Raw genomic sequence first — 22,869 nt, forward strand, 5'->3', positions numbered from 1 at the left:
GCCAATGGCATCATATGTAACAAATATTCCTGCTGAAAAGGCATTAAAAATTGGCCTTCCTGGAGTTGTTGAAATTACAATGGTAAAAGAATTAGAAGGTACTTATAAAACATCCATTGCTGATATGGAGCTTTCAAAAAAAATAATTTACTTGTCTATACCTACATACAAAGGCAGGATGATCCCTATACCAAAAGGCGTAAGAATGAATGTCAAAATATTTGATAAAAGTTCCATGTTCTCATTCACAACCGTTTCCCTGGGTGTTATAAAAAGAGATAATCTTTACATGCTTCCTGTGCTAGCACCTGATGAAGTTAAAAAAACAGAAAGAAGAAAATTCAAAAGAATCCCATTATATGTATATGGAATTTTAAAAAAATCATTGGATGAAAATTCAGAAGCTATACAATTTTTAACAAAAGATTTTAGCGCTGGTGGAATTAAATTTGTGACTAAAACTATATTAAAAGAAGGAGATATAATATATGTAACTCTGAATCTCGATGACGATTTACAAATAGAAAATCAAAAAACAAAAATTGTAAGAGTAGATCAAAAAACAGAAGAAGGATATCAATATGGAGCCCAGTTTTTAGAAGTCCCACGGCAACTAGAAAATAAAATGGTAAGGTTTGTCTTTCAAAAAGAAATTAAGGCAAAAAAATAGGAGGGATTATAATGCTTGAAAAATTAAATGATTCTCAGCTTGATTTTTTAAAGGAAGTAGGAAATATTGGCTCTGGAAATGCTGCAACAGCACTTTCAACTATGATTGGGAAAAAAGTAGATATATCTGTCCCTTCAACAAAGGTTGTACCCATTTCCCAAATTCCTTTTATCTTTGAAAATCCAGAAGAAATAGTTTGTGCAATAAAAATGAAAATGAGAGAAGATGTTGAAGGTGAAATACTTTTAATCTTGAACTCTAATACCGTCAAAGAAATAAATAAAATATTAACTGGAAGTACTTTAGAAGATATTACTAGCCTTGATGAGTTTTCTGCTTCAATGCTTAAAGAAATTGGAAATATAATGTGTGGTTCATATGTTACAGCACTTTCAGGATTTACAGGTTTCTTTATAAACCCAGATCCACCTGAACTTGCCGTTGATATGATAAGTGCAGTTTTAGCTGAGGTATCCTTATCTGTATCAACAACTGAAGATTACATTCTTTTAATTGAAACCTCAATAAAAATTGAAGGTATAGAAAAAGAATTAACAGGATATCTGCTTTTACTTCCAAATGAGGAATCACTAGAAAAAATACTTAAAAAATTGGGGATGTGGAATTAATGCCAATCAAGTCAAAGAAAATAATTGGTATAGGCGATTATGCCATTGGTGATAAAAATACGATTCTTGTAACGTTAGGCCTTGGATCATGTGTGGGTGTATGTATAAGAGACAAAAATAAATTGATAGGTGCAATGGTACATGTTATGCTTCCTGACAGTGATGGAAAAGAAATTAATAAACCTGGAAAATATGCAGATACTGGGATTAAAATAGTTGTTGAAGAACTCAAAAAATTAGGTGCAACTACATTTGAGGCTAAAATTGCTGGTGGTGCTTCTATGTTCGAAAAATCAGCAATGGATGTGGGTAAACGAAATGTGGAATCTGTCAAAAAATGGCTTTCAAAATTTGGAATTAGAATTGTTTCAGAAGACACTGGAGGAAATCGTGCGAGAAGCATTGAATATGATATTGAAACTGGAAAATTAATGGTAAGAAAGGTTAAAACTGGTGAAAACGTGGAGGTAATTGAAATTTGATAAATAAAGAAGCATTAGTAAGTGAATATCTACCATATATAAAAAAAAATTGCATACGATTTGAAAAGAAATCTTCCACACAATGTGGAAGTTGATGATTTGATACAGGAAGGTTTGGTTGCTTTTATACAAGCTATAGAAAAATTTGACCCTAAAAAAGGAGCAAAATTAAGGTCTTACCTTCTAACACGCGTAAAGGGAGCAATGTACGACTATCTTAGGAAAATCGATTGGATGCCAAAAAATTTAAGACATGATATAAAATTAGTTGAAGACGCAATTGTAAATATGGAATCTGACACTAACGATATAGATTTTGAAAAAATAGCAAAAATTACTAATCTGCCTATTGAAAATGTTAAACGTGCCTACAATGAATTAACTAGAAAACAACTTCTAATGTTAGATAGCTACATTTCTGATGATTCCGAGTTAATTGATAAAATTGCTTCAGACGAAAATCCTTATTCATATGCAATCAACGAATTATTAAAAGAACAACTTATTGAGGCGATAAAAAAATTAGACGATAAGGAGCAGTTACTACTAAGCCTTAGATTTGAGCATGAACTTTCACTAAAGGAAATCGGAAAAGTTTTAAATGTCACAGAATCAAGAGTGTCTCAATTACTTTCCAAGACATTAGCAAAGTTAAAGAAATATTTAGGGGGGGAATAATATGGACCCTATTGAATTACACCCAATTTATACAAGAGCAAGCGTAGAAAAATCTGCTCATTTTAGCAATTTACAAAATTATGCAAATGTTTTATCAGAAATTAATGCAAATCAATTAAAAGAAAAAATAAAAAGAGAACAAAGTTCACCAAAAGTTGTTGAAAAAACATCAAGCAATTTAATAAAAAATTCTACTGAAAAAAATGAAAGCAAAAACAATCAATTTTATAATAAAGAAGGAAAGAAAAATAAAAATAAAGAAGACATTGTCAAAACTGAAAATAATCATATACTGGATGTGAGAATTTGATCGGATATCTTTCTGTAAAAAAAATAATAGATAAATACATTGGTGGAATATTAATAATCAATGATAAGGGAATTCCAGTGGAATTTAAATACACAGAACCAATTATTCCAACAGCAATACAAAAAATCATATATGGTTCTTCGCTAGAAGAATACCTTAGTACTGAAATAATTGGTAAAACACTAATTGAAAAAATTGAAAATAAACCAGAAATTATATTTGTTGACAGTCAAGAACTATTATCACTCGAGAATGTAGTCTTTTTAGCTGAGCTTAAAACTCCTACTGATGAATCATTGGAAATAAATAATAGATATTTTAAAATAATACCATTAAAGGAAAATATTAAAGGTATTTTAATTGATATATCAGAAAAAATAGATATTACGGAACCTTTCTCACGACTTGAAAAGGCGTTGAATTACGTATGCGAATCATAAAAAATATTATCGAAACACTAAAAATGGAACTTGGATTTATAAAAGTTAATAATCTCAAACTCGAATTTTCAGCAAATACTTCTGAAAATTCTATAAATTTGAGCACAAAAACTTTAGATAAAACATTAAGAACAAAGGTTCTGAGGTTAGAATTTGAAAATAAAGTGAATGTAAAAAATGAAGTGATAGAAAAAAATAGCATTCAAATAAAAGATATCGCGTTTTCTGGAAATAATTTAAAGCTCAACGAACTAGGCTTTAAAAAATTTTCTAAAGTTAAAAATCAAACCTTAGCATTTAAAACCCCTAGTTGTACTAAAATGCCAACAGTGATAAAAGATATAAAAATATATAAAACTAATGTTTTTAATATTAAAGTTAATAAAAACTATATTTCATCAATATATACTATAACATTTTCGCCTACACCTTCCGTAAAGAAAGAAAAAATTTTAAGATTGCTGAAAAATATTATCGCAAATTATAAAAATAGCGATATTAAGTTTGTAGGTTATTACAAAAATATTCCTATAGGATATGCCTATAATATAATAATCTCAGACAGAAAATTAATATTACATGCTAAAAGTAAGGGAAAAGATATTTCGAAAGACATTGCTGTCTTTAAAATTGGTGAAAAATATAAATTGGAGGTCATTGAAGATTGATTTATGATCCAGAATATCTCTCAAGACTTACAACTTTAAAAGGAAAAAGAAAAGTAATTGTTGATATCCTGAAAAGTATTAAACATATGAACTCAAACAACTACAAAATATTAATTAATAACTTAGAAAATAAAAAACTAAAAGAAAAATTAAAAAAAACAAACATAAATTATTTTATCATTTATACCTCAAACCTATTACATGGAAACGGAAGCATAATATCTAGACTAAAAATGTTTAAAGAAATAAACATAGAGCCAAACGAAATTGGTGAAATATTGTTTTGGGCTAACCCTAAAAAGTTTCCATTTCCAGATACTTCCGAAAATTACGATAAAAAATATTTTGAACAAAAAAATAAACTACTAAAAAAATATAAGGTATCAGATTTTCTCGAATTATATGTTATCGAAAGTCTTAATAAAGAAACTTTTTTAAATGATATCATTTCTGAAATAAATTCAATTACTTTTCACAATTTAGATAGAATTAATTGGCTAAGAGAAATTATATATGAACTTGATCCTATTTCAAAACAAAAAGTTAGAGAAAAAATATCAATCCATCCATATCTTAAAAGAGCTCTTTTTTCAAAACCAATAAGCCCTGTAATTTTAGACGGCAATAACATCGCTTTTTGGTCTATACCACCGTCCACAAAAAACATTTATAACCTTCTAGAAACTCTCTCAAAAGCCAAGGATTTTTACTTCCCATTTTATATTGTCTTTGACAAAAACGCTAAATACATGTTCAAAAATGATGGTATATTTAAATTACCAAATGTATACTTTCATTCACCAGCAGATGAATTGATTATTTCACTTGCTAAGACAAAAAAAGGAAAAATTATATCAAAAGATAAATTCAGAGATTGGGATAAAAATATTAAAAAGTTGATTTTAGAAATCTAATTTTTTAACAAAAATATCCGGTTCTTCTCCATCTTTATAAACTGAAAAGAATAAAAGGCCATCACTTACTGTAGGATAAAATACATCATAATTAATATCACTAGTTAAACATGTAACACTTGATGTATCCAAATCTTTCATCCAAATTCTATATATTCCATCCCTGTTAGATGTAAAAACTAATTTGTTTTTATAGATCACTGGATCGTGCTCGTTATAAAAGCTATCTTCTACTTTAAAATTTTTTCCATCCACATATTTATATATACCAAAATTTGCACCATTTAAAGAGGTATAATATATATTTCCATCATAAACAAATGGTGTGAAAACCATATCACCATAAACATTTAAAACCTGTTTTTTACCATTATAAATGTTTGCCATTATCATTACATTTCCTTTTTCAGTATCTTGTATATATAAAACGTTATCATTGTCATACCATACAGGAGTATATGATGGTAAATTACTGTCAGAAATCTTTTTTATCTTTTTGGAATAATCACTAACTCCAAAAGGCATGGTATAGATACTCCAGTTTCCATGCAATGAACCTTGAAATAGTAACATTTTCATATCCGGTGAAAACCTTGGATAGTACTCACTACTACTCCAAACAGGCAAAAGTGTAATTTTCTCATTTTGAATATCAATATATGCTAAATTTCTATTTCCGCCTAATCTATCAGTTATAAAGAGAAATTTTCCATCTTTGAAATCTCCATATTCATCAACACCTGGATAAAATGTTAATCTTAAATAGTTGTCAAAATCTCTTCTTTTAAGTTTATTTATTGAAATTTTTTCTAGAGGATAATAAACTATTTCCTCTAAAAATGTACTATATTTTTTATAACCTTTTGGAGAATAAACACTACTTACAATATAGTCAAAATCCTTGTATGTTGCCTTATATAAATTATTTGTTGAATCATAAGTCAAATAGAGATTTACATAATAATCACATGTTGCATCTGAAGAAGAATTAATAAATTTCACGTAATCCTTATATTCACTATATTCCTTGTTTATAAGATTACTTGCATCAACAAGTAAGTTATATGTTTCTGTACTATAACTAGTTACTACACCAATGGTGTAAGAAAACAAAATATAAAAAACAAAGGAAAAGGCTAAAATTAACACTCTCTTCATGTTTCATCCTCCAATATTTTTTTCAATTCTTCCTCTTCATTAATTGACGGGTTATCTAATTTTCTACAGTACAATTCATTCATAAATTTTCCAATTTCAACAGAATTTTTCACATTCATTTTTTCTTTTAAATAATTTCCAGAAATGCTAAGTTTTGTTGAAAAAACCCTTTTTAAATATTCTACAAAATATTCTTTAGAATCCTCATCGTCAATATATGACATTATATGCGCAGTTGTTTCAGCTGAAGGTTTACCTATTACTTTATAAATATCTGAAAACCTTATTTTATATTTTATCATGTTTAAAAGAGGAGGCAATCTTGTCTCTGTCGCTTTTATCTCATCTATAAATTTTTTAGGAATACCATATTTTTTGATAACCTTTTTTAATGTATCAATATCATAATATTCAAGCAAAATCCTCAGTAATGAATAAAAAACATTAACCTTTTTATATAATTCTTTTATAATACTAAGGTTATTAAACAAATTTTCTAACTTTTTTTCCATAACAGATGTAAAATAGGTTTTAGGAAATATGTGTTTTAAAATCTTTAGCTGCGCTAATCTTTTTATTGCATTTAACGGCTCTCTTTCTCCTAGAATTTTTTCTAACTCCTGTCTTATCCTTTGCCCACTAACTTTTTCAAGAAAACCTCCATTGAGTGTTTCATTTAAAATCCTCAATGTTTCTTCTTCTATTTTAAACCCAAATCTCTGCTCAAACCTTACAGCTCTAATTATTCTTGTTGGATCTTCAACAAAGCTTAATTTGTGCAATACTCTTATCAAACCTTCTTTTAAATCTTTTCTTGAATCGAAAAAATCATAAAGTAATCCAAATTCTTTAGTATTTAATTTTATTGCCATTGCATTAATAGTAAAATCACGACGATATAAATCCTTTTTTATGGTACTAATATCTACTTGCGGTAAATCAGCTGGTTTTTCATAATATTCTGTCCTAGCTGTTGCTATATCTATCCTAAAACCATCTTTAAAAAACAGCGACGCTGTCAAAAATTTTTCATGTTCTACCATCTTAGCTCCTAACTGCTTGCTTGCATACTTTGCAAATTCTAATCCGTTTCCTTCAACCACAATATCTATATCATAATTTTCTAATCCTAAAAGTAAATCCCTAACAAAACCTCCAACTACATAAACAGGCATTTTTTTATCTTCACCATAGCTTCCAATAAGTCTTAAAAGATTTAGTATCCGACTAGGAATTCTTTCAACCATCAAATGTTTAACATCTTCAAATTTCAGTGTTGATTCATTTCCTTTTTTCAACTCTTTTTCATCAAGGTTAAGTAAATCTGATCGAGTAATTATTCCAACCAAAATATTATTTTTATTCAAAACAGGTATCCTACCAACATCGTTTTCAAGCATTAGCTTTTTTACCTTAAAAACCGGATCATCTTCATACACGGTAACAAGTGATGTAGTCATTATAGACTTTACCGGACGATCTGAAAAACCATGCCTCATTGCCTTATCAACTGCTTTTCTTGTAACAATACCAACTAATTTATTACCTTCAATTATTGGGAAACCTCCATGCCCCGTCAAATTCATCATTTCATATACTTTACCAATGCTTTCATGTGTAAAAACTGTCCTAACAGGTGATGTCATTATATCTTTTGCCCTTTTAGAAAAATTTATAAATTTTGGAAGAACATTTTTTAATTTATAAATTACCTCATCCAAAGAAACATTTTGAAGAGTTGCAGAACCAGCTTTTTCATGCCCGTTACCACCAAAATATTGCATTATTTTCTTTATACTAATATCATCGTTTTTTGTTCTTCCCACCAAAAAGACCTTTTTCCCCATTCTCACTACAACTATTAAAGTTTCTAAATCTTCAAATTCCCAGAGCTTATATGTAATTACATTCAATCCACCAATAAATTTCTCAATCTCTGCTTTAGCAATTGCAATTTTGTAATCATATACATTAAAAGTTTCAACATTCTCACTTAACAAATGCAGTAATTCTTTTTGTTCACTATTTAACTCAAAACTTATAAATTCTTGAACCCAATCAAGTCTTGCTCCATTTTCTAACAAAAATTTTGCAGCTTCAAGATCTTCTGCACTCGTTGTATCATACAAAAAATTACCAGTATCCTCATATATTGCAATTAAGAATAGAGTTGCTTCCTCTGGAGAAATATCTATACCATTTTCTTTTATTTTTAAAACAAAATAACTCGTTATTGCTCCAATTTCAAAGCTATTTACTTCTATTTTTTCATCTATTAACTTCAATTTTGGATGATGATCATATGCAACTATCTTAGTATCATCAGTTACTTTTTCTAAAATCTTACTTCCAACTCTATCTAAACTTGCCGTATCCACAAGAACAAGCTCTTTTAAATTTTCATTGATTTCTACATCCCTAAAATATTTAAATTCAAATAATCTTAAAAATTCTTCAAGATTTTGTTGAAATCTTCCGCTAACTACTATTTCAAATTCTGGATTTATTTTCTTAAATGCATATGCAGATGCAAAACCATCAAAATCAGGAGTTCTATGTGGAGTAACTATTTTCAAAATATCACTTCCCGTTTTTTCAAAACATTCACAGTTGAAGTAACAATTTCAACATCACCATTAACCGTCAAGAGAGCATAAAATAATTCACTTCTTCTTTGAAATTTTTTGCCATGCATTTTCTCTACAACAGGTTTCCACGAGCCACAATTGATATAATACTTTGGATTATTTGACACGTTAAAAATATTAAATGTATTTTTATGTATGTGTCCCATAATAACCCCATTGACTTCTTCTATATCATTTCTATAGTCATACCCTACAAAATGTTTTTCATAATTAATCCGGCCTTTTAATACCTTTTTAGCCTTTTTTATCAAATAATCAGTTCTTTTAAATTTTCTCAAATTCATTATTACCCTTACGATTATTTCACCTAACTTTATACCTCCAAAATTATTCAAAAATAACTTTGAAAAATTACTCCAAAAAGGATAATTGGTTTTCATCCATTTTTTTGCTTCAAGGCTTTTCATCATTCCTAAAAACTCTTCCATCCAAAATCTCAAAAGATCAATTCCTAAGTCATACTTCTTAGACACTATCTCAAACCAATCAAATAAATCAAGGGTAGGGCGAACATTATCATAATCTCTTAAAATCTCGCTTGGTACTTTTCCATGCACCTTTTCATCAAAATTTTTTATCATATATCTTACTATATATTCACCAAGTGGTGGAAGTATTTTTCCTGTTGCTTTATCTACAGCAAATTTATTTACTGGATCAAACTGATTACCGTGGACAACTAACATTTTTAGAGTTTCGTCATAATGATATGGCTTTATACTTAAATTTGGAATTTTCTCCAAAAGCTTTTCTGATAAACCCTTATTTTTATAAATATAATAATCGTGATTTCCAATTATATAGAAAATTCTATTACCGTTTTTAGCAAATTTTCTTAAGCTCGAAAAAACTTTTGGATGTTTTATCTCAATTTCTTCTATAATATCAGAACTAACGCTTTGAATAGATTCTTCATAATTAAGCAAATCAAAATCTAACTTTGAACTACTTTCAACCAGTTCAAATCCATCGCCAACTATAAATAAATCTACATTTGAAAAATCAGAAAAATCTAGCATTAACTTTTCAAAATGCTCGTCGTGTTCAAAATCATCCTTTGCGCTCCCATTTCCTATGTGCAAATCACTCAAAAATAGGTACCTTTTCATTCTAATTCACCTTCATAATTTAAATAGTTTATCAGGCTTTACAATATGAACATCAATGTTTTTTAATTCTTCTTTAAAATTTTCGAGAAAACGCTCAGGCCTTTTTCCGTATCTTCCAGAGATGTGATACAAAATTAATGTTTTAATTTTGGTGTCTTTAATTAAATCAATAATGTCTTCAAGAACCGCATGATTTTTATATTTTCTATCTTCCTTCTTAAAAAATGTACATTCATGAAATAAAATATCCGTATCAAAAACATCCTCTTTCTTTAAAAGATAAGTATCACCAGATACTGTTAAAATTTTCTTTTCAAACTTTTCAGAAACATAATCACTTCCATACTTTCTTGAAAGTTCAGCAATTTCTTTTTGGCTTAGACTTTGAAATTCTTTTTTTAATCTCTTTCTTACCTCATATAAATGATAACCAAAGCTTTTTTCACTGTAAGTATGAACCACAGAAAATGCTTTAATGTACTTTGGCTGATTTCCTTCTCTTAAATAAACAATTTGACCATCTTTTAGCGGAAATACATTTAAATTAAATCTTAAATCAGAATTCATCTTTTTAATAAATCTCAAATATTCTTCAATTCCCTTATTTCCTATTGGATAATAAATGTTTAATTCCTTTTCTCTATCTCCCATTGCATTATTTCTAGTATTAATTAAAGCCCACAATCCAGAAATATGATCTACATGGCCATGTGTTAAAAATATATGCTTAATAGCATATATTTTATTATTTAATAAAGTTGCAACTCCTTCACCAGCATCAAATAATATTCGCTCGGGTGAATAATAAATCCAAGTTGTATATAAAGCTTTTGAATATGCTATTACATTCAATTTTTACCCTCCTGAACTACCTCTACTTTAATTTTGCCAGTAATTCCCTCTGGTAACTTTACTGTTATTTCATACAAACCAAGCTCTTTTATTGGCTTATTCAAAACAATATGTTTTTTGTCAATATCTTTTCCCGTTTTTTCAGAAATTGCCTTAGCAATATCCGCATTTGTAAGTGCACCAAATAATTTCCCGCTTCCACCAGTTTTTACAGGAATTTTGTACAAATGCTTTTGTAAAAGTTTTAGCAACTCTTCACTTTCTTGCTTTATTTTTTTCTTTTCTTCTTCTTCTTTCATCTTTTGTGCTTTAAGCTGCTTCATAACAGCAGGAGTAGCTTCTAACGCTAAACCTTTTGGTATAAGAAAATTTCTAGCATATCCATCAGAAACATTTTTTACTTCCCCTTTTTTACCAATTTTTGCAACATCCTTTAATAAAACAACCTTCATTTAAATCACCTCCGAAAATCTTTTATTACTATTCTATCGTTTCCTGAATAATCCTTAATTACATTCCAGTCCTTTTTTCTAAAAAAATCTCCTTGATCATGTCCTATTTCCATAACTACAATTTTTCCATTTAGATCATAGCTGCTTAAAAATTCTCTATAAAAATCTAATCCATCTTCTCCTCCAAATAAAGCTTCCTTAGGTTCAAACATAACTTCCTTTTGAAGGTTTGAATTATTTTTAACATAAGGTGGATTTGATACAATAAGCTCAATCTCATCATATTCATTTTTGAATGGTTCCAAAAATTTACCTAATCTTAAATCTAATCTATCAATTACTCTGAACTTTCTTGCATTCTTTTTTGCTATTTCCAAGGCTTTTTTTGAAATATCCGTTCCAAATCCAACACAATTTGTTTCAAGTAATATAGAAATGATTACTGCCCCACTTCCAACACCTATTTCGGCGACTTTTTTTATTTTCTCTTTATCGATTACTTTCAATGCATTTTCAACAAGTAATTCTGTTTCAGGTCTTGGGATTAAAACTCCTTCTTCTACATAAAAATTATGTTTATAAAAGCTTTTTTCATTTAATAAATATGATAATGGAAATCCCACTAATCTTTTATTTAAAAGATCAAAAAAACTTTGCTCACAAAACTGATATTCAGGGTGAGCAACCAAATATTCTTTAGTTTTACCAGTAATTTTTTTTATAACAAGATAGGCTTCCAATTCAGGAAGCCCTCTATCTTTGTAAATTTTTAATGCTTCATAAACCGTCATATCCCTAACTGAGCTCTTACACTTGGATCAACTCTATCAGGAGTCCAAGGTGGATCAAAGGTAAGTTCAACTTTTACATCATTTATTCCTTCAATTTCTCTAAGTTTGGTTTCTGCATCTTGCAAAATTAGACCTGCAAGCGGACACATTGGAGTTGTCATTGTCATTAACACATACACGTTATCATTTTCATCAATCTTTATTTCATACACTAATCCTAATGATACTACATCCAATCCAATTTCAAAATCAATTACTTCTTTTAACTTGTTATAAACCATTTCTTCTGTTATTTTTCCCATAAATATCACTCCTTTTTATTATCAAATTTTTTTATTAAATCTGCTATATCATTAGCAATAATTGTTGATTCATCCATATCTGGACCTTCAACCAGAACTCTTACAACTGGTTCTGTTCCAGATGGTCTTACTATAACTCTATAATCTTTAATTGATTTTAATTTTTCAAATACTTCTTTTGATTTATAAACTTCCTTATCATTAACCTTTACATTTATCATCACTTGCGGATAGTCAGGTATTAAATTCGACAAATCAGCCAATCTTTTTCCAGAATTTACCATAGCTGATAACGTTTCTAGTGCTGTAATAAGCCCATCACCTGTTGTAGATCTATCTAGATAAATTATATGACCACTTCTTTCTCCGCCCAAAGTTATATTTTCCTTTAACATCTCTTCCAAAACATATCTGTCACCAACTTTAGTTCTTACTACATCTATTGAATTTTCATTTAAAAATCTTTCAAGTCCCATATTAGATAAAATCGTTACCACTACCTTATCGTTTTTCAAACGCCCTTCTTTTTTTAACTGTAATGCTGTCAAACCTATAATTTTATCTCCATGAAATTCCTGACCATTTTCATCCAAAAAAATACACCTATCCCCATCTCCATCATGCAAAATTCCAATCTTTCCATTAACTATGTAATTTTTTATGTTTTCTGGATGAGTTGAACCACAATCTTTATTTATATTAAAACCATCAGGTTCATTATTAACAACTTCAATTTTTGCTCCAAAATATTCCAAAATTTTGGGATTCAGATTATACGTTGCTCCGTTAGCAACATCCATAACAATTTTCAGCCCTGACAAATCTAAATTCTTATAAAGTTCCTTTATATAATTAAAATACTCTTCTTCAGCCAACCTATAATCTATTACTCTTCCAACTTTTTCAAAAGAATTATATTTTACATCTTGCATTTCATTTTCTATACGTTCTTCTAAACTATCAGGCAACTTATAACCCTTCATTATTACCTTTAATCCATTATATTCAGGAGGATTATGAGATGCAGAAATCATTATTCCTGCTGCATCTTCAAGTTTGGTTATTAAAGCAAGTGCCGGAGTTGGCATTATTCCACATCTATATACATCAGCACCTGCAGAGGTAATACCAGCAATAAGAGCCGCTTCTAACATATCACCTGAATTTCTTGTATCTTTTGCAATAAAAACTTTTCCATTAACCATTTTCCCTACAGCATTACCAAGTCTAAAAGCTAGTTCTGGAGTTAGAAATTCATTAACAATTCCTCTAATTCCATCTGTTCCAAAATATCTCACTTTTCTTCCTCCTTGTCCAATATATACACCGAATCTTCTCCGTCCACTTCACTTATCCTAACTTTAATAGTTTCCCTTTCCTTTGAACTTGGAATATTTTTTCCAACATAATCTGGGCGTATAGGAAACTCTCTATGACCTCTATCTACCAACACAGCTAATTGTATAAATTTTGGTCTTCCCCTACTTGTAACTGCATCCATAGCTGCCCTTATTGTTCTTCCTGTAAACAAAACATCATCCACTAATATTACTATTTTATTTTTAACTTCAAAATTTATATTACTTTTATCATCTTTTGTCTTTTTTTCATCATCCCTAAATGGACCAACATCAAGTCCACCAACTGGTACTGTAACTCCCTCTATCATTTTAATGTTCTCTGATATTCTTTTAGCTAGATAATATCCCCTTGTATATATTCCAAGCAAAACAATATCTTCTGCTCCTTTATTTCTTTCTAAAATTTCATGAGAAATTCTCATTAATGACCTTCTTATATCATCTTTTCCCAAAATCTTTTTCATATTAAAATTTCACCTCAATATTTACTTCATAACCATAAGGTGCTGCTTCATAATGCATTGGAATATCAACCGACACATTTTTATCAAACGCATAAAAGCCAAAAATTGAAACAGAAAAGGTCTCTAATTCAACTTTAAAATCTCCACTTATTTTATTCAACATAACATCATCTTTAATGATATATTCAGGTACCCAAAAAAAACCAAAATTAAGAGTGGAAAATGAAATAACGGGCCCTAAATTAAACTGAATATATTCTTGTTTTATATATTTCAAAGCACCGTATAAATTAAAATTGCTCGTGCCAAAGCTAAAATCAATACCAACATTTGGCTTGAAAAAAGTAAAGGGTTTTTGAGCATAAAGAGGTAAGTCATCAATAAAAGCTCCTATATTAAAATAATTAGACAATGCAGCTTCAAATCCTATTCCTACACTTAAAGATCTACTTACAGTAGATTCGGTAGTTAAACTATTAAAAACAAAATTAGTTCCCCATTGAAAATTTTTAGACATACCTTTAATAACATAACCAATGCTATTTATTGATTCACTTTCGCTATTTTCTGTTCTCAAATATAATAAACCATTCAAATAATTTTCATGATCATAGTAATCTAATTCAAAGTTAGTCAACCAATTGTCTAAAAACATCACTCCAAATTTAACACCTACGCCACTTTGACCTTCTAGAAGGTCGACTGGGCTTTTAACAGTCCTCATCGAAAAAACAAATAAACCTAATATTATTAAGAAAACTACAAAACTCTTACGCATAATATTTTAAAACCTCCCCCCTTAGTTCCTGGAAAGTATCATTCTCGATACTTTCTCTTATCTTTTTACTTAAATCCATCATAAAATGTAAGTTGTGAATGGTTAAAAGTATTTGGCCCAGTACTTCCCCCCTATCAAATAAATGTCTTATATAAGACCTTGAAAAATTCTTACATGTATAACATCCACAACTTTCATCAATTGGTTCTTTACTAAATTTGTATTTTGCCGATCTTATATTGAGTTTCCCTTTCCAAGTTAAAGCTTGCCCATGTCTTGCAACTCGTGTAGGTAAGACACTGTCAAACATATCAATACCAGAGTCTACCAAATCAACAATTAATTTTGGAGAACCTGCTCCCATAAAATATCTTGGCTTGTTTTCTGGGAGAAGAGGAACTGTAAATTTTGTCATGTCAAGAGTAATATTATATTCTTCACCAACGCTTAATCCACCAATTGCAAATCCGTCAAAATTCATACTTGTTATTTCTTTAGCGCTTCTAAGCCTTAAATCTTTGAAAAAAGCACCCTGAACTATTCCAAATATTGCTTGGTCGGAAAGTGAACGAAGTTTTTTTAAACTTCTTTCAGCCCAAAGACTTGTAAGTTCAAGCGCAACCACCGCATCTTGATGACTTATTCCAGGTTCTGCACAATAGTCAAAAGCCATTACTATATCTGAACCAATAGCGTGTTGAATTTCCATCGAAAGTTCAGGGGTAATCATGTGCTTACTACCATCCAAAGGAGAACGTATTAAGACCCCATCCTCAGTAATTTTACGACCTTCCCTTAAACTAAAAACCTGGAATCCACCACTATCGGTTAGTACTGGCTTTTGCCAATTCATAAAATTATGAATTCCACCATGAAATCTAAAAACATCTAATCCGGGCTTAAGGTACAAGTGAAACGCATTACCCAATATAATTTGCGCTCCAATTTCATCTAAAAGTTTTGGAGTCATTAATTTTACATTTGCATTCGTTCCAACAGGCATAAATGTTGGCGTTTCTACAACACCATGTGGAAGATAAATTCTTCCTCTTCTAGCATTTCCAGAAGTTTTTAAAAGTTCAAATTTCAAACCCATTCTCTTTAACCAACTCCCTAATAGATTTATAAATACCTTCTACTTCATTTTTTAATTCCTCAAGTTCTTCCTTGTATTTTCTTACAAATTCTTCATCTTTAATACTAGATAAGTTAATTAAAACATTATACATACCTATTCTGAAGGCTGCATATGCTAGCTCTGCAGAAGAATAAGCATCAGATATAGCATTTTTATTTCCATGTTTACTAGTTACTTGAGAAAACTTTAATACATTTCTTGCTTCTCTTGCAAGTTCAAATGGTATATCTGCAGCTTCCTTCAACGCCTTTTGCAATTTTTCGCTCCTTGTCGGATCATCTTTTGGAATCTTTATTGCTTCCATAACTTTATTAAAGGCCTTTATATCATTATATGCTAATTGCTGAAGTTTTTCTCTTGAATAGTTCATATTTTCTAAAACTTCTTCCATTACTTCCTCAAAATCGGCATACTTTTTCTTTCCTATAGTCAAATTTGCAACCATTTGATTTAATGCTGCGGCTAAAGCTGCTACAATAGCTCCGACCGCTCCTCCACCTGGAGTTGGTGTTTTATCTGCAACCATATCACAAAACTCTTTTAAAGTAGTTCTTTCAACATTCATTGAGACCACCCCCAACTTATTTAAAATTATAATGTTTTCTAACCGCTTTTTTTACTTTCCATCTGCAACTTAATCCTTTTGGAAATTCAACTAAATCACCAGGTTTAATTTTGTAAACTTTACCATCCTTTGTTTCAACTTCAATCTCGCCTTCAAGAATATAACATACCTCTGTTTCATCATAATACCAATCAAATTCTGAAACTTCTTTAGTCCAAATTGGCCATGAAAAAACTCCTAATTTTTCTAACTCTTCTCTTGAAGGAGTTGTTATTTTTATTTCCATTATTACACCTCCCCATGATATTATATCATATATCTTGAAAGCATATAACTTAAAAAATATCCTAAAATAGCTGAAAATAAACCAAAAATCATATTTCCGCTTCCATGAAAACCTGGATAAATTGGGTAAAGTGAACCTATAACAAGTCCAAGAATTAAATTCTTAGAAAAATTTTCATATCTTTCAAATGCAATCTTCATGACAAGTGAAACTGCATAAATTCCCAAAAGAACACCTATTCCAAAAATTAGTAATATTCCAATGTTTAAATTACTTATAGCACTAATAATATACTCATATACACCTAAAAGTAGGAGCATCAAAGAACCACTTAATCCTGGAACAACCATAGCAGCTCCACCTGCAAATCCAGCAATAACTATTTTTAAAATAGATGAATTGGAAGAATGTGGTATAAAATTAGGAATTATAACCAATAATATACCCAATATTAGTGGAACTATATTTAATTTTACTTCCCTCTTTAAAAATAGAATTGAAGCAAATATTAATCCAAAGAAAAAACTGTACATATAAAAAGGAAAGTTTTGAAGTGAATATTCAAAAAATTTTGATAATGAAAATATCGAAACCAAAACTCCAAGTCCAACAATAATTAAAATTTTCAAATCCTGCTTTTTAAACTTAAGCACATTAGATATAGCAGAAATAAGTTTTTCATAAACACCTGCAATGACTGCCATTGTTCCACCACTAACACCTGGAATAAGATTTGCTATACCTATTAAAATCCCTGCAAAAAATAGTCTCATTATTACACCTCCTAATTTTTCCTCATTTAGCATTATAATATTTGTTCCAAAAATTGTAAATTGTTACTACTTGCAATTTTTTTATTTTATGATAAAATTCATATTGGTTACAGAATTGGAGAGGTGGCCGAGGGGTCGAAGGCGCACGCCTGGAGAGCGTGTGACGCCCACAAGGCGTCCGTGGGTTCAAATCCCACCCTCTCCGCCAGAAAACCGGGACTATATGTCCCGGTTTAGTATTTATATTATGAGGGGTGATATTATGAAAGAAATAGTTTCAAAAGTTAAAGAAATTGCCGAAAGTGCATGTAAAAAATATAATCTAGAATTATTTGATATTAAATATTACAACAAATCTGGAAAATGGTTTTTAGAAATTGTAATTGACAATCCACTTGATTATGTAAGTACAAAAGATTGTGAAAATATTTCAAGAGAAGTGGAATTTCAGTTAGACAAACTAGATATAATCCCTCAACGCTATTATTTAACTGTATCCTCTCCAGGACTTGATAGACCACTAAGAAGCATTGATGATTTTAAAAGATTTATAAATAACAAAGTAAAAATCAAATTGGAAAATGAAACAATAATTGGATATATAAAAGATGTGAAGGATTCAGTTATCTTTTTAGAAGAAAATAATAAAAAAATCAAAGAAATTAAATATAACCAAATCAAAAAAGCAAATTTAGAAATAGATATATAGGAGGGAAAAGTATGAATTTAGATTTTCTACAAGCACTTGAACAACTTGAAGAAGAAAAAGGTGTTAAGGTTGATGAAATTATACCTGTCATAGAAAAAGCTTTGATTAGTGCTTACAAAAAGGACTTTGGTGGCGAAAAGAATGTTGAAATAATTATCAATCGACAAACAGGAGAAATTGAAGCATACCAACTCCTTGAAGTAGTTGAAAATGTCGAAAAACCAAATTTACAAATATCATTAGAAGAAGCTCTTAAAATTAATTCAAGTGCAAAAATTGGTGATATTGTCAAAAAAAGATTAAACATAAAAAAATTTGGAAGAATTGCTGCCCAAACAGCAAAGCAAGTTCTTATTCAGAAAATTAGGGAAATAGAAAAAGAAAAACAATTTGAAAAATATTCAGAACTTGCTGGAAAAATAACTACTGCAGAAGTTGTAAGAGTTACAAAAGATTGGGCTGACATAAGAATCGGTAAATTAGAAACGAGACTGCCAAAAAAAGAATGGATTCCTGGTGAAGAAATACAACCAGCATCTCTAATCAAAGTGTACGTAAAAGATGTAAAAAAAGATAAAAAAGGTCCAAAAATATTAGTAACAAGAATAAATGAAGAGTTTATAAAAGGACTTTTAGAACTTGAAGTACCCGAAATAGAATCAAAAGTAGTAGAAGTAGTAAAAATAGTAAGGGAACCAGGAATAAGAACAAAAGTTGCTGTAAAATCAAATAATCCAAAGGTAGATCCTGTTGGCGCATGTATTGGTGAAGAAGGTATCAGAATAGCAGCAATATTGAAAGAATTAAATGGAGAAAAAATTGACATAATTAAGTGGTCAGATGATCCTAAAGAATTAATTGCAAGTGCATTACAACCGGCAAATGTTATAGAGGTTGAGATTCTTGATTATGAAAACAAAGCATCAAGAGTTATCGTTTCACCAAATCAATTATCATTAGCTATTGGTAAAGGCGGGCAGAATGCAAGACTTGCCGCAAAATTAACTGGATGGAAAATTGACATAAAACCAATTATGAATGTCTAAGAGGAGGAAAAGCATGTATATTGAGACTCTGAAAAAGGAATTAAAGAACAAAAAATACAGAATGACTCCCCAAAGGGAATTAGTCCTTAAAGTTTTTATTGACAATGAATCTAAACACCTTGGTGCTGAAGATGTTTATAGATTATTATTTTCAAATAAACATACTGTTAGCAAAGCAACCGTGTATAGAACAATCGATCTTCTTGTTGAATTTGGACTTTTAAGAAAAATTGATTTTGGGGATGGAATATATAGATATGAACTTGCTAAAAAAGAAAAAATGCATCATCATTTTATATGTAAAATATGTGGAAAAATATATGAGATTGAAGAAAAGCACCTTGAAGTAATAAAAAAAGAATTGCTTTCACAGGGTTTTCAATTTGAAGATTTTGATTTCAAAATATATGGAATTTGTCCAAAATGTAGCAAAAAAGCAAAGAATAAAACTGAAAATAAAAAGTAAGTGATTATTCCACCATGAATCTTAGGAAATCTTGAAAAAATACCAGAAATAAACTCTATGAATTTTGTAATAGGAAGACTGACTTTTAAAATAAAATCGACTATTAACGAGAAATTTAAAATGTAAAAGAAATATGCAATCATCAAGCTGGTTAATATAATTTGAAATGGAATAATAAGCACAAAAGTTCCAATTATTGAAAAAATATTTACATTTGAAAATAATGACAAAAATGGTGCGCAACCTAAAAATGCTGCAAGAGGTTTTAATTTGTTATTTTCAACACTTAATATACCAAACGTACTAAAAAAAGTCATATAAAAAGAAAGTGAGTACGCAAGAAAAGGCTGAAAAAATAAAAAGAACAAACCAACAAAACTTAAAATATCTATCTTTGACATTTTTGGAATTAGTTTTTCAAATAAAATTACTAAAAAAAGATATAAAAATGCTCTTAAAGAAGGCAAATTATTACCACAAGAAATTAAAAAAAGAAACGAAACCATTAAAGCAATAAATTTTTTTGACAAATCAGAAAGGCTAAAAAACGTTAAAACAGAAGTTAAAATGGCAAATATTAAAGAAATATGTAGCCCAGAAATACTAAAAAAATGATAAAGTCCACTATCTGAATAAATTTTATCTTTTACTTTTCCACCAAAAAGTCCATAGTAAACTTTGCTATAATTTAATATTTTCTTACGAAAATTTTCTGTTTTAGTATATATATTTCTAACCAAAGAAAAATAGGGTGAGACAATCACCCTATTTTTATCTAATGTTACTTTTGGATATGAATATTTCTTTGCATCAAAAGGTCCATAATAGTAAACAATATCTCCCAATGGTATCTCCTTATTTACTCCAACTAAAACATTTAATTTTTTCCATTTACCGTTATAAAATATATCTCCTTTAACAAGAGAATAGCTGTCATTTGTTTGAATCACCCTACCAACAAATTCAAATTCACCATTAAAGTTTACAACTGATAAAATGTTAAAAGCAAGAAAGAAAAATAAAATCCAAAAGCACTCTCTCTTTTTAAAAAACAAAAATGGTAAAAAAATCACAAACTTTGGAAAAGAAAAAACAGGGGCTATCAAAGCCCCTAATATTGAAGATAAAAAAATGAGGAAATACATAAATTATGCTCCATACTTCTCCAATCTTCCAGCATATGCAAGAGCAAGAGGCATCACATCAACTGCATGGATTGTTCCAAGGCTTCCTCTTGCACATTCAAACTCATTAAACAATTTTGAAAGTCCTCTTCTTGTATTCTTTGCATAAATCATTAAAGGAACTGGATGGAATGAATGTCCTTTCATTACACATGGTGTTGAATGATCACCAGTAACTATTAAAACATCCGGATTTAATTCTAAAAGTATTGGTAAGAATTTATCAACTTCTTCTATAACTTTTACTTTCGAATCAAAGTTACCATCTTCACCATATGAATCGGTCTTTTTTATGTGAACATAAAAGAAGTCATATTCATTCCATAGTTTTTTTACAGTATTAAATTCATCTTCAATAGTTTGACCTGCCTCTACAACTTCCATGCCAACAAGTTTTGCAAGGCCCTTATACATTGGATATACAGCAACTGCTGCAGGCTTTAATTTGAAAACATCTCCAAATTTTGGCATATCTGGGTGCTTTGAAAAACCTCTCAAGAGTGCAAAATTCATTTTTGGTTGGTCTTTCAACACTTCTTTTATTTTATCAAGTAAAATGTTAACTATTCTTTCTGACTTTTTAGATGATTCATCTAAAGCCTTTGTATACTTTATAGGTTTCCCTTCTTTTTGAGGATCCGCATCTTCTAATTTATCCATTAATCCTTCACCTGTAAGTTTAACAACAAATCTATGTTCTTTTCCAGGATAAAATGTTATCTTTACATCTTCTATTTCTTTGATATTTTCATTTAAAATTTCTACAACCTTTGCACTTTCTTCTGAAGATGGCCTTCCTGCTCTTCTGTCAACTATAATATCTCCATCAATAGTTGCAAAATTTCCACGAGCAACCAAATCATTTTCACCAACTTCAACATTGATTCCAAGAGCCTCTAATATTCCTCTACCAATTTGATATTTTAAAGGATCATATCCAAATAATCCCAAATGACCTGGTCCACTACCAGGAGTAATACCAGGAAGAACTGGAATTGTTTGACCTAAATCACTCTTTTTTGCAAGAGCATCTAAATTTGGCGTGTTAGCCTTTTGAAGAGGGGTTAAACCTTCTTCATTTGGAATATCACCAATACCATCCATAACCAATAAAACAATTTTTGAAGTATTAGGCGAAATTAATTCACTAATAACTTTTTGCCTATCAATCATTTTTTCACCTCCGTTTTTCTTCTTAGTAGAATAAACATGATAATCCCTAAAATAATTAAAATAAGACTTACCAATTGTGCCACTCTAATTTTACCCCAATATAAACTATCTGTCCTCAATCCCTCAATCCAAAACCTATTTGCAGAATATAAAATAAAATATAATGCCGTTGTTTCACCATTTTTTTTCTTCCACTTCAAATCATATTTGTACAAAAACAAAAATATCAAAAAATCAAATATACTTTCATACAAAAACGTAGGATGAAAATAAGAATAATTTTCATATCCAACCATTCTATTTTCGGGCGGGACAAACATCTTCCATGGTAAATTAGTCGGCCCACCATATGCTTCATAATTAAAAAAGTTTCCCCATCTTCCAATTGCTTGACCTAAAGGTAATACACTAGTTAAGAGATCAGTCCCTTGCAAAAAAGTAAAAGAACAATTTTTTTTCAAGCGAGTATACAAAAAAGTTGAAACAATTGCACCAATAACGGCACCATGGATTGCAAGTCCACCATGCCAGATCTTTATAATCTCTGAAGGATACTTTGAATAAAACTCGTCCCACATAAATATTACATAGTATGTCCTTGCACCAACTATAGATGACAAAATCCCCCAAAAAACAGCTTCATCTAAATCATCGGGGTTAATATCAAAATATTTCAGTCTTCTTCTTACAAGATAATACGAAATAATTATTCCCGTAACTATTAAAAAGCTATACCATCTAAGCTCAAAAAAGCCAAATTTAAAAATGTATCTTTTTAATATTATTTCTCCGGAAAATACTCCTTTGAGAAAGAAAAACATTC

27 protein-coding genes, 1 tRNA gene and 1 pseudogene are annotated in these 22,869 nt (G+C 29.6%); 12 read left to right on the top strand and 17 right to left on the bottom strand.

Features of this window, described 5'->3' with window-relative positions; all coding sequences use genetic code 11:
- Positions 1-4: 4 nt before the first annotated feature.
- The 8 genes and pseudogenes from OB7_RS02890 (at position 5) to OB7_RS02925 (ending at position 4,791) form a co-directional block, all read left to right on the top strand.
- A complete protein-coding gene (locus OB7_RS02890) occupies positions 5-670 on the top strand; it encodes a flagellar brake protein (RefSeq protein WP_114702495.1) in 666 nt (221 codons plus the stop codon).
- An 11-nt stretch (positions 671-681) separates the two neighbouring features.
- On the top strand, positions 682-1,299 hold the full coding sequence (cheC, locus tag OB7_RS02895; RefSeq protein ID WP_114702496.1) for a CheY-P phosphatase CheC: 618 nt from the start codon (positions 682-684) through the stop codon (positions 1,297-1,299).
- The gene (cheD, locus tag OB7_RS02900; RefSeq protein WP_004102648.1) at positions 1,299-1,781 is read left to right on the top strand and encodes a chemoreceptor glutamine deamidase/glutamate methylesterase CheD; all 483 of its coding nucleotides are present in this window, start codon (positions 1,299-1,301) and stop codon (positions 1,779-1,781) included. The genes cheC and cheD overlap by 1 nt, the downstream gene beginning before the upstream one ends.
- Positions 1,778-2,459: pseudogene (locus OB7_RS02905) on the top strand (sigma-70 family RNA polymerase sigma factor). The gene cheD and the pseudogene OB7_RS02905 overlap by 4 nt, the downstream one beginning before the upstream one ends.
- Position 2,460: 1 nt before the next feature.
- Positions 2,461-2,769, top strand: coding sequence for a hypothetical protein (locus OB7_RS02910; protein WP_114702497.1), 309 nt, complete (start codon positions 2,461-2,463; stop codon positions 2,767-2,769).
- Positions 2,766-3,209, top strand: a complete 444-nt coding sequence (locus OB7_RS02915; protein WP_012580384.1) for a hypothetical protein — start codon at positions 2,766-2,768, stop codon at positions 3,207-3,209. Before OB7_RS02910 ends, OB7_RS02915 begins: the two co-directional genes overlap by 4 nt.
- On the top strand, positions 3,197-3,877 hold the full coding sequence (locus tag OB7_RS02920) for a hypothetical protein (protein WP_004102640.1): 681 nt from the start codon (positions 3,197-3,199) through the stop codon (positions 3,875-3,877). Before OB7_RS02915 ends, OB7_RS02920 begins: the two co-directional genes overlap by 13 nt.
- Positions 3,874-4,791: a hypothetical protein gene (locus OB7_RS02925; RefSeq protein ID WP_012580383.1), complete on the top strand. Its 918-nt coding sequence runs from the start codon at positions 3,874-3,876 to the stop codon at positions 4,789-4,791. Before OB7_RS02920 ends, OB7_RS02925 begins: the two co-directional genes overlap by 4 nt.
- Here OB7_RS02925 and OB7_RS02930 read toward each other — a convergent pair.
- The 14 genes from OB7_RS02930 to OB7_RS02995 are packed head-to-tail and all read right to left on the bottom strand — an operon-like array spanning position 4,780 to position 17,468.
- A complete protein-coding gene (locus OB7_RS02930) occupies positions 4,780-5,949 on the bottom strand; it encodes a TolB family protein (protein WP_114702498.1) in 1,170 nt (389 codons plus the stop codon). The genes OB7_RS02925 and OB7_RS02930 overlap by 12 nt on opposite strands.
- Positions 5,946-8,525, bottom strand: coding sequence for a CBS domain-containing protein (locus OB7_RS02935; RefSeq protein WP_114702499.1), 2,580 nt, complete (start codon positions 8,523-8,525; stop codon positions 5,946-5,948). The genes OB7_RS02930 and OB7_RS02935 overlap by 4 nt, the downstream gene beginning before the upstream one ends.
- Positions 8,522-9,706, bottom strand: coding sequence for a metallophosphoesterase (locus tag OB7_RS02940; protein WP_114702500.1), 1,185 nt, complete (start codon positions 9,704-9,706; stop codon positions 8,522-8,524). Before OB7_RS02940 ends, OB7_RS02935 begins: the two co-directional genes overlap by 4 nt.
- A gap of 12 nt (positions 9,707-9,718) precedes the next feature.
- Positions 9,719-10,558, bottom strand: a complete 840-nt coding sequence (locus OB7_RS02945) for an MBL fold metallo-hydrolase (RefSeq protein ID WP_004102632.1) — start codon at positions 10,556-10,558, stop codon at positions 9,719-9,721.
- Positions 10,555-11,010, bottom strand: coding sequence for a 50S ribosomal protein L9 (rplI, locus tag OB7_RS02950; protein WP_012580380.1), 456 nt, complete (start codon positions 11,008-11,010; stop codon positions 10,555-10,557). Before rplI ends, OB7_RS02945 begins: the two co-directional genes overlap by 4 nt.
- A 5-nt stretch (positions 11,011-11,015) precedes the next feature.
- Positions 11,016-11,801: a peptide chain release factor N(5)-glutamine methyltransferase gene (gene prmC / locus OB7_RS02955; protein WP_004102631.1), complete on the bottom strand. Its 786-nt coding sequence runs from the start codon at positions 11,799-11,801 to the stop codon at positions 11,016-11,018.
- On the bottom strand, positions 11,798-12,103 hold the full coding sequence (locus tag OB7_RS02960; protein ID WP_004102627.1) for a metal-sulfur cluster assembly factor: 306 nt from the start codon (positions 12,101-12,103) through the stop codon (positions 11,798-11,800). Before OB7_RS02960 ends, prmC begins: the two co-directional genes overlap by 4 nt.
- 5 nt (positions 12,104-12,108) lie before the next feature.
- Entirely contained in the window at positions 12,109-13,401 is a 1,293-nt protein-coding gene (glmM, locus tag OB7_RS02965; RefSeq protein WP_114702501.1) for a phosphoglucosamine mutase, read from the bottom strand.
- A complete protein-coding gene (pyrR, locus tag OB7_RS02970) occupies positions 13,398-13,928 on the bottom strand; it encodes a bifunctional pyr operon transcriptional regulator/uracil phosphoribosyltransferase PyrR (protein ID WP_004102622.1) in 531 nt (176 codons plus the stop codon). The genes glmM and pyrR overlap by 4 nt, the downstream gene beginning before the upstream one ends.
- Position 13,929: 1 nt before the next feature.
- Positions 13,930-14,706 (bottom strand): hypothetical protein, encoded by a 777-nt coding sequence (locus OB7_RS02975; RefSeq protein ID WP_114702502.1) that lies wholly within the window; start codon positions 14,704-14,706, stop codon positions 13,930-13,932.
- On the bottom strand, positions 14,699-15,802 hold the full coding sequence (tgt, locus tag OB7_RS02980) for a tRNA guanosine(34) transglycosylase Tgt (protein ID WP_004102612.1): 1,104 nt from the start codon (positions 15,800-15,802) through the stop codon (positions 14,699-14,701). The genes OB7_RS02975 and tgt overlap by 8 nt, the downstream gene beginning before the upstream one ends.
- Positions 15,786-16,409 (bottom strand): cyclodeaminase/cyclohydrolase family protein, encoded by a 624-nt coding sequence (locus OB7_RS02985; protein ID WP_004102610.1) that lies wholly within the window; start codon positions 16,407-16,409, stop codon positions 15,786-15,788. Before OB7_RS02985 ends, tgt begins: the two co-directional genes overlap by 17 nt.
- A gap of 16 nt (positions 16,410-16,425) precedes the next feature.
- Positions 16,426-16,695, bottom strand: coding sequence for a cupin domain-containing protein (locus OB7_RS02990; RefSeq protein ID WP_004102608.1), 270 nt, complete (start codon positions 16,693-16,695; stop codon positions 16,426-16,428).
- Between the two features lie 20 nt (positions 16,696-16,715).
- Positions 16,716-17,468, bottom strand: coding sequence for a DUF368 domain-containing protein (locus OB7_RS02995; protein WP_004102606.1), 753 nt, complete (start codon positions 17,466-17,468; stop codon positions 16,716-16,718).
- Between the two features lie 117 nt (positions 17,469-17,585).
- Here OB7_RS02995 and OB7_RS03000 point away from each other — a divergent pair.
- The 4 genes from OB7_RS03000 to OB7_RS03015 all read left to right on the top strand — a co-directional run bounded on the left by OB7_RS03000 (position 17,586) and on the right by OB7_RS03015 (position 19,689).
- Positions 17,586-17,676 (top strand) — tRNA-Ser (locus OB7_RS03000).
- A 54-nt stretch (positions 17,677-17,730) separates the two neighbouring features.
- Positions 17,731-18,177 carry a ribosome maturation factor RimP gene (locus tag OB7_RS03005; RefSeq protein WP_004102604.1) on the top strand — a complete coding sequence of 149 codons (447 nt, stop codon included), beginning with the start codon at positions 17,731-17,733 and terminating at the stop codon, positions 18,175-18,177.
- 11 nt (positions 18,178-18,188) lie between these two features.
- A complete protein-coding gene (gene nusA / locus OB7_RS03010; protein WP_004102602.1) occupies positions 18,189-19,223 on the top strand; it encodes a transcription termination factor NusA in 1,035 nt (344 codons plus the stop codon).
- Between the two features lie 13 nt (positions 19,224-19,236).
- Positions 19,237-19,689 (top strand): Fur family transcriptional regulator, encoded by a 453-nt coding sequence (locus OB7_RS03015; protein ID WP_004102600.1) that lies wholly within the window; start codon positions 19,237-19,239, stop codon positions 19,687-19,689.
- Here OB7_RS03015 and OB7_RS03020 read toward each other — a convergent pair.
- Genes OB7_RS03020 through lgt form a run of 3 tightly spaced genes read right to left on the bottom strand, consistent with a single transcriptional unit; the run spans position 19,602 to position 22,867 of the window.
- Positions 19,602-20,834, bottom strand: coding sequence for a ComEC/Rec2 family competence protein (locus OB7_RS03020; RefSeq protein ID WP_004102598.1), 1,233 nt, complete (start codon positions 20,832-20,834; stop codon positions 19,602-19,604). The two genes, OB7_RS03015 and OB7_RS03020, sit on opposite strands and share 88 nt — an antisense overlap.
- 3 nt (positions 20,835-20,837) lie before the next feature.
- Entirely contained in the window at positions 20,838-22,046 is a 1,209-nt protein-coding gene (locus OB7_RS03025) for a 2,3-bisphosphoglycerate-independent phosphoglycerate mutase (protein ID WP_004102596.1), read from the bottom strand.
- Positions 22,043-22,867, bottom strand: a complete 825-nt coding sequence (gene lgt, locus OB7_RS03030) for a prolipoprotein diacylglyceryl transferase (protein ID WP_193330477.1) — start codon at positions 22,865-22,867, stop codon at positions 22,043-22,045. The genes OB7_RS03025 and lgt overlap by 4 nt, the downstream gene beginning before the upstream one ends.
- Between the last annotated feature and the right edge of the window lie 2 nt (positions 22,868-22,869).

It is taken from the genome of Thermosipho africanus Ob7, assembly GCF_003351105.1.
Taxonomy (GTDB): Bacteria; Thermotogota; Thermotogae; order Thermotogales; family Fervidobacteriaceae; genus Thermosipho; species Thermosipho africanus.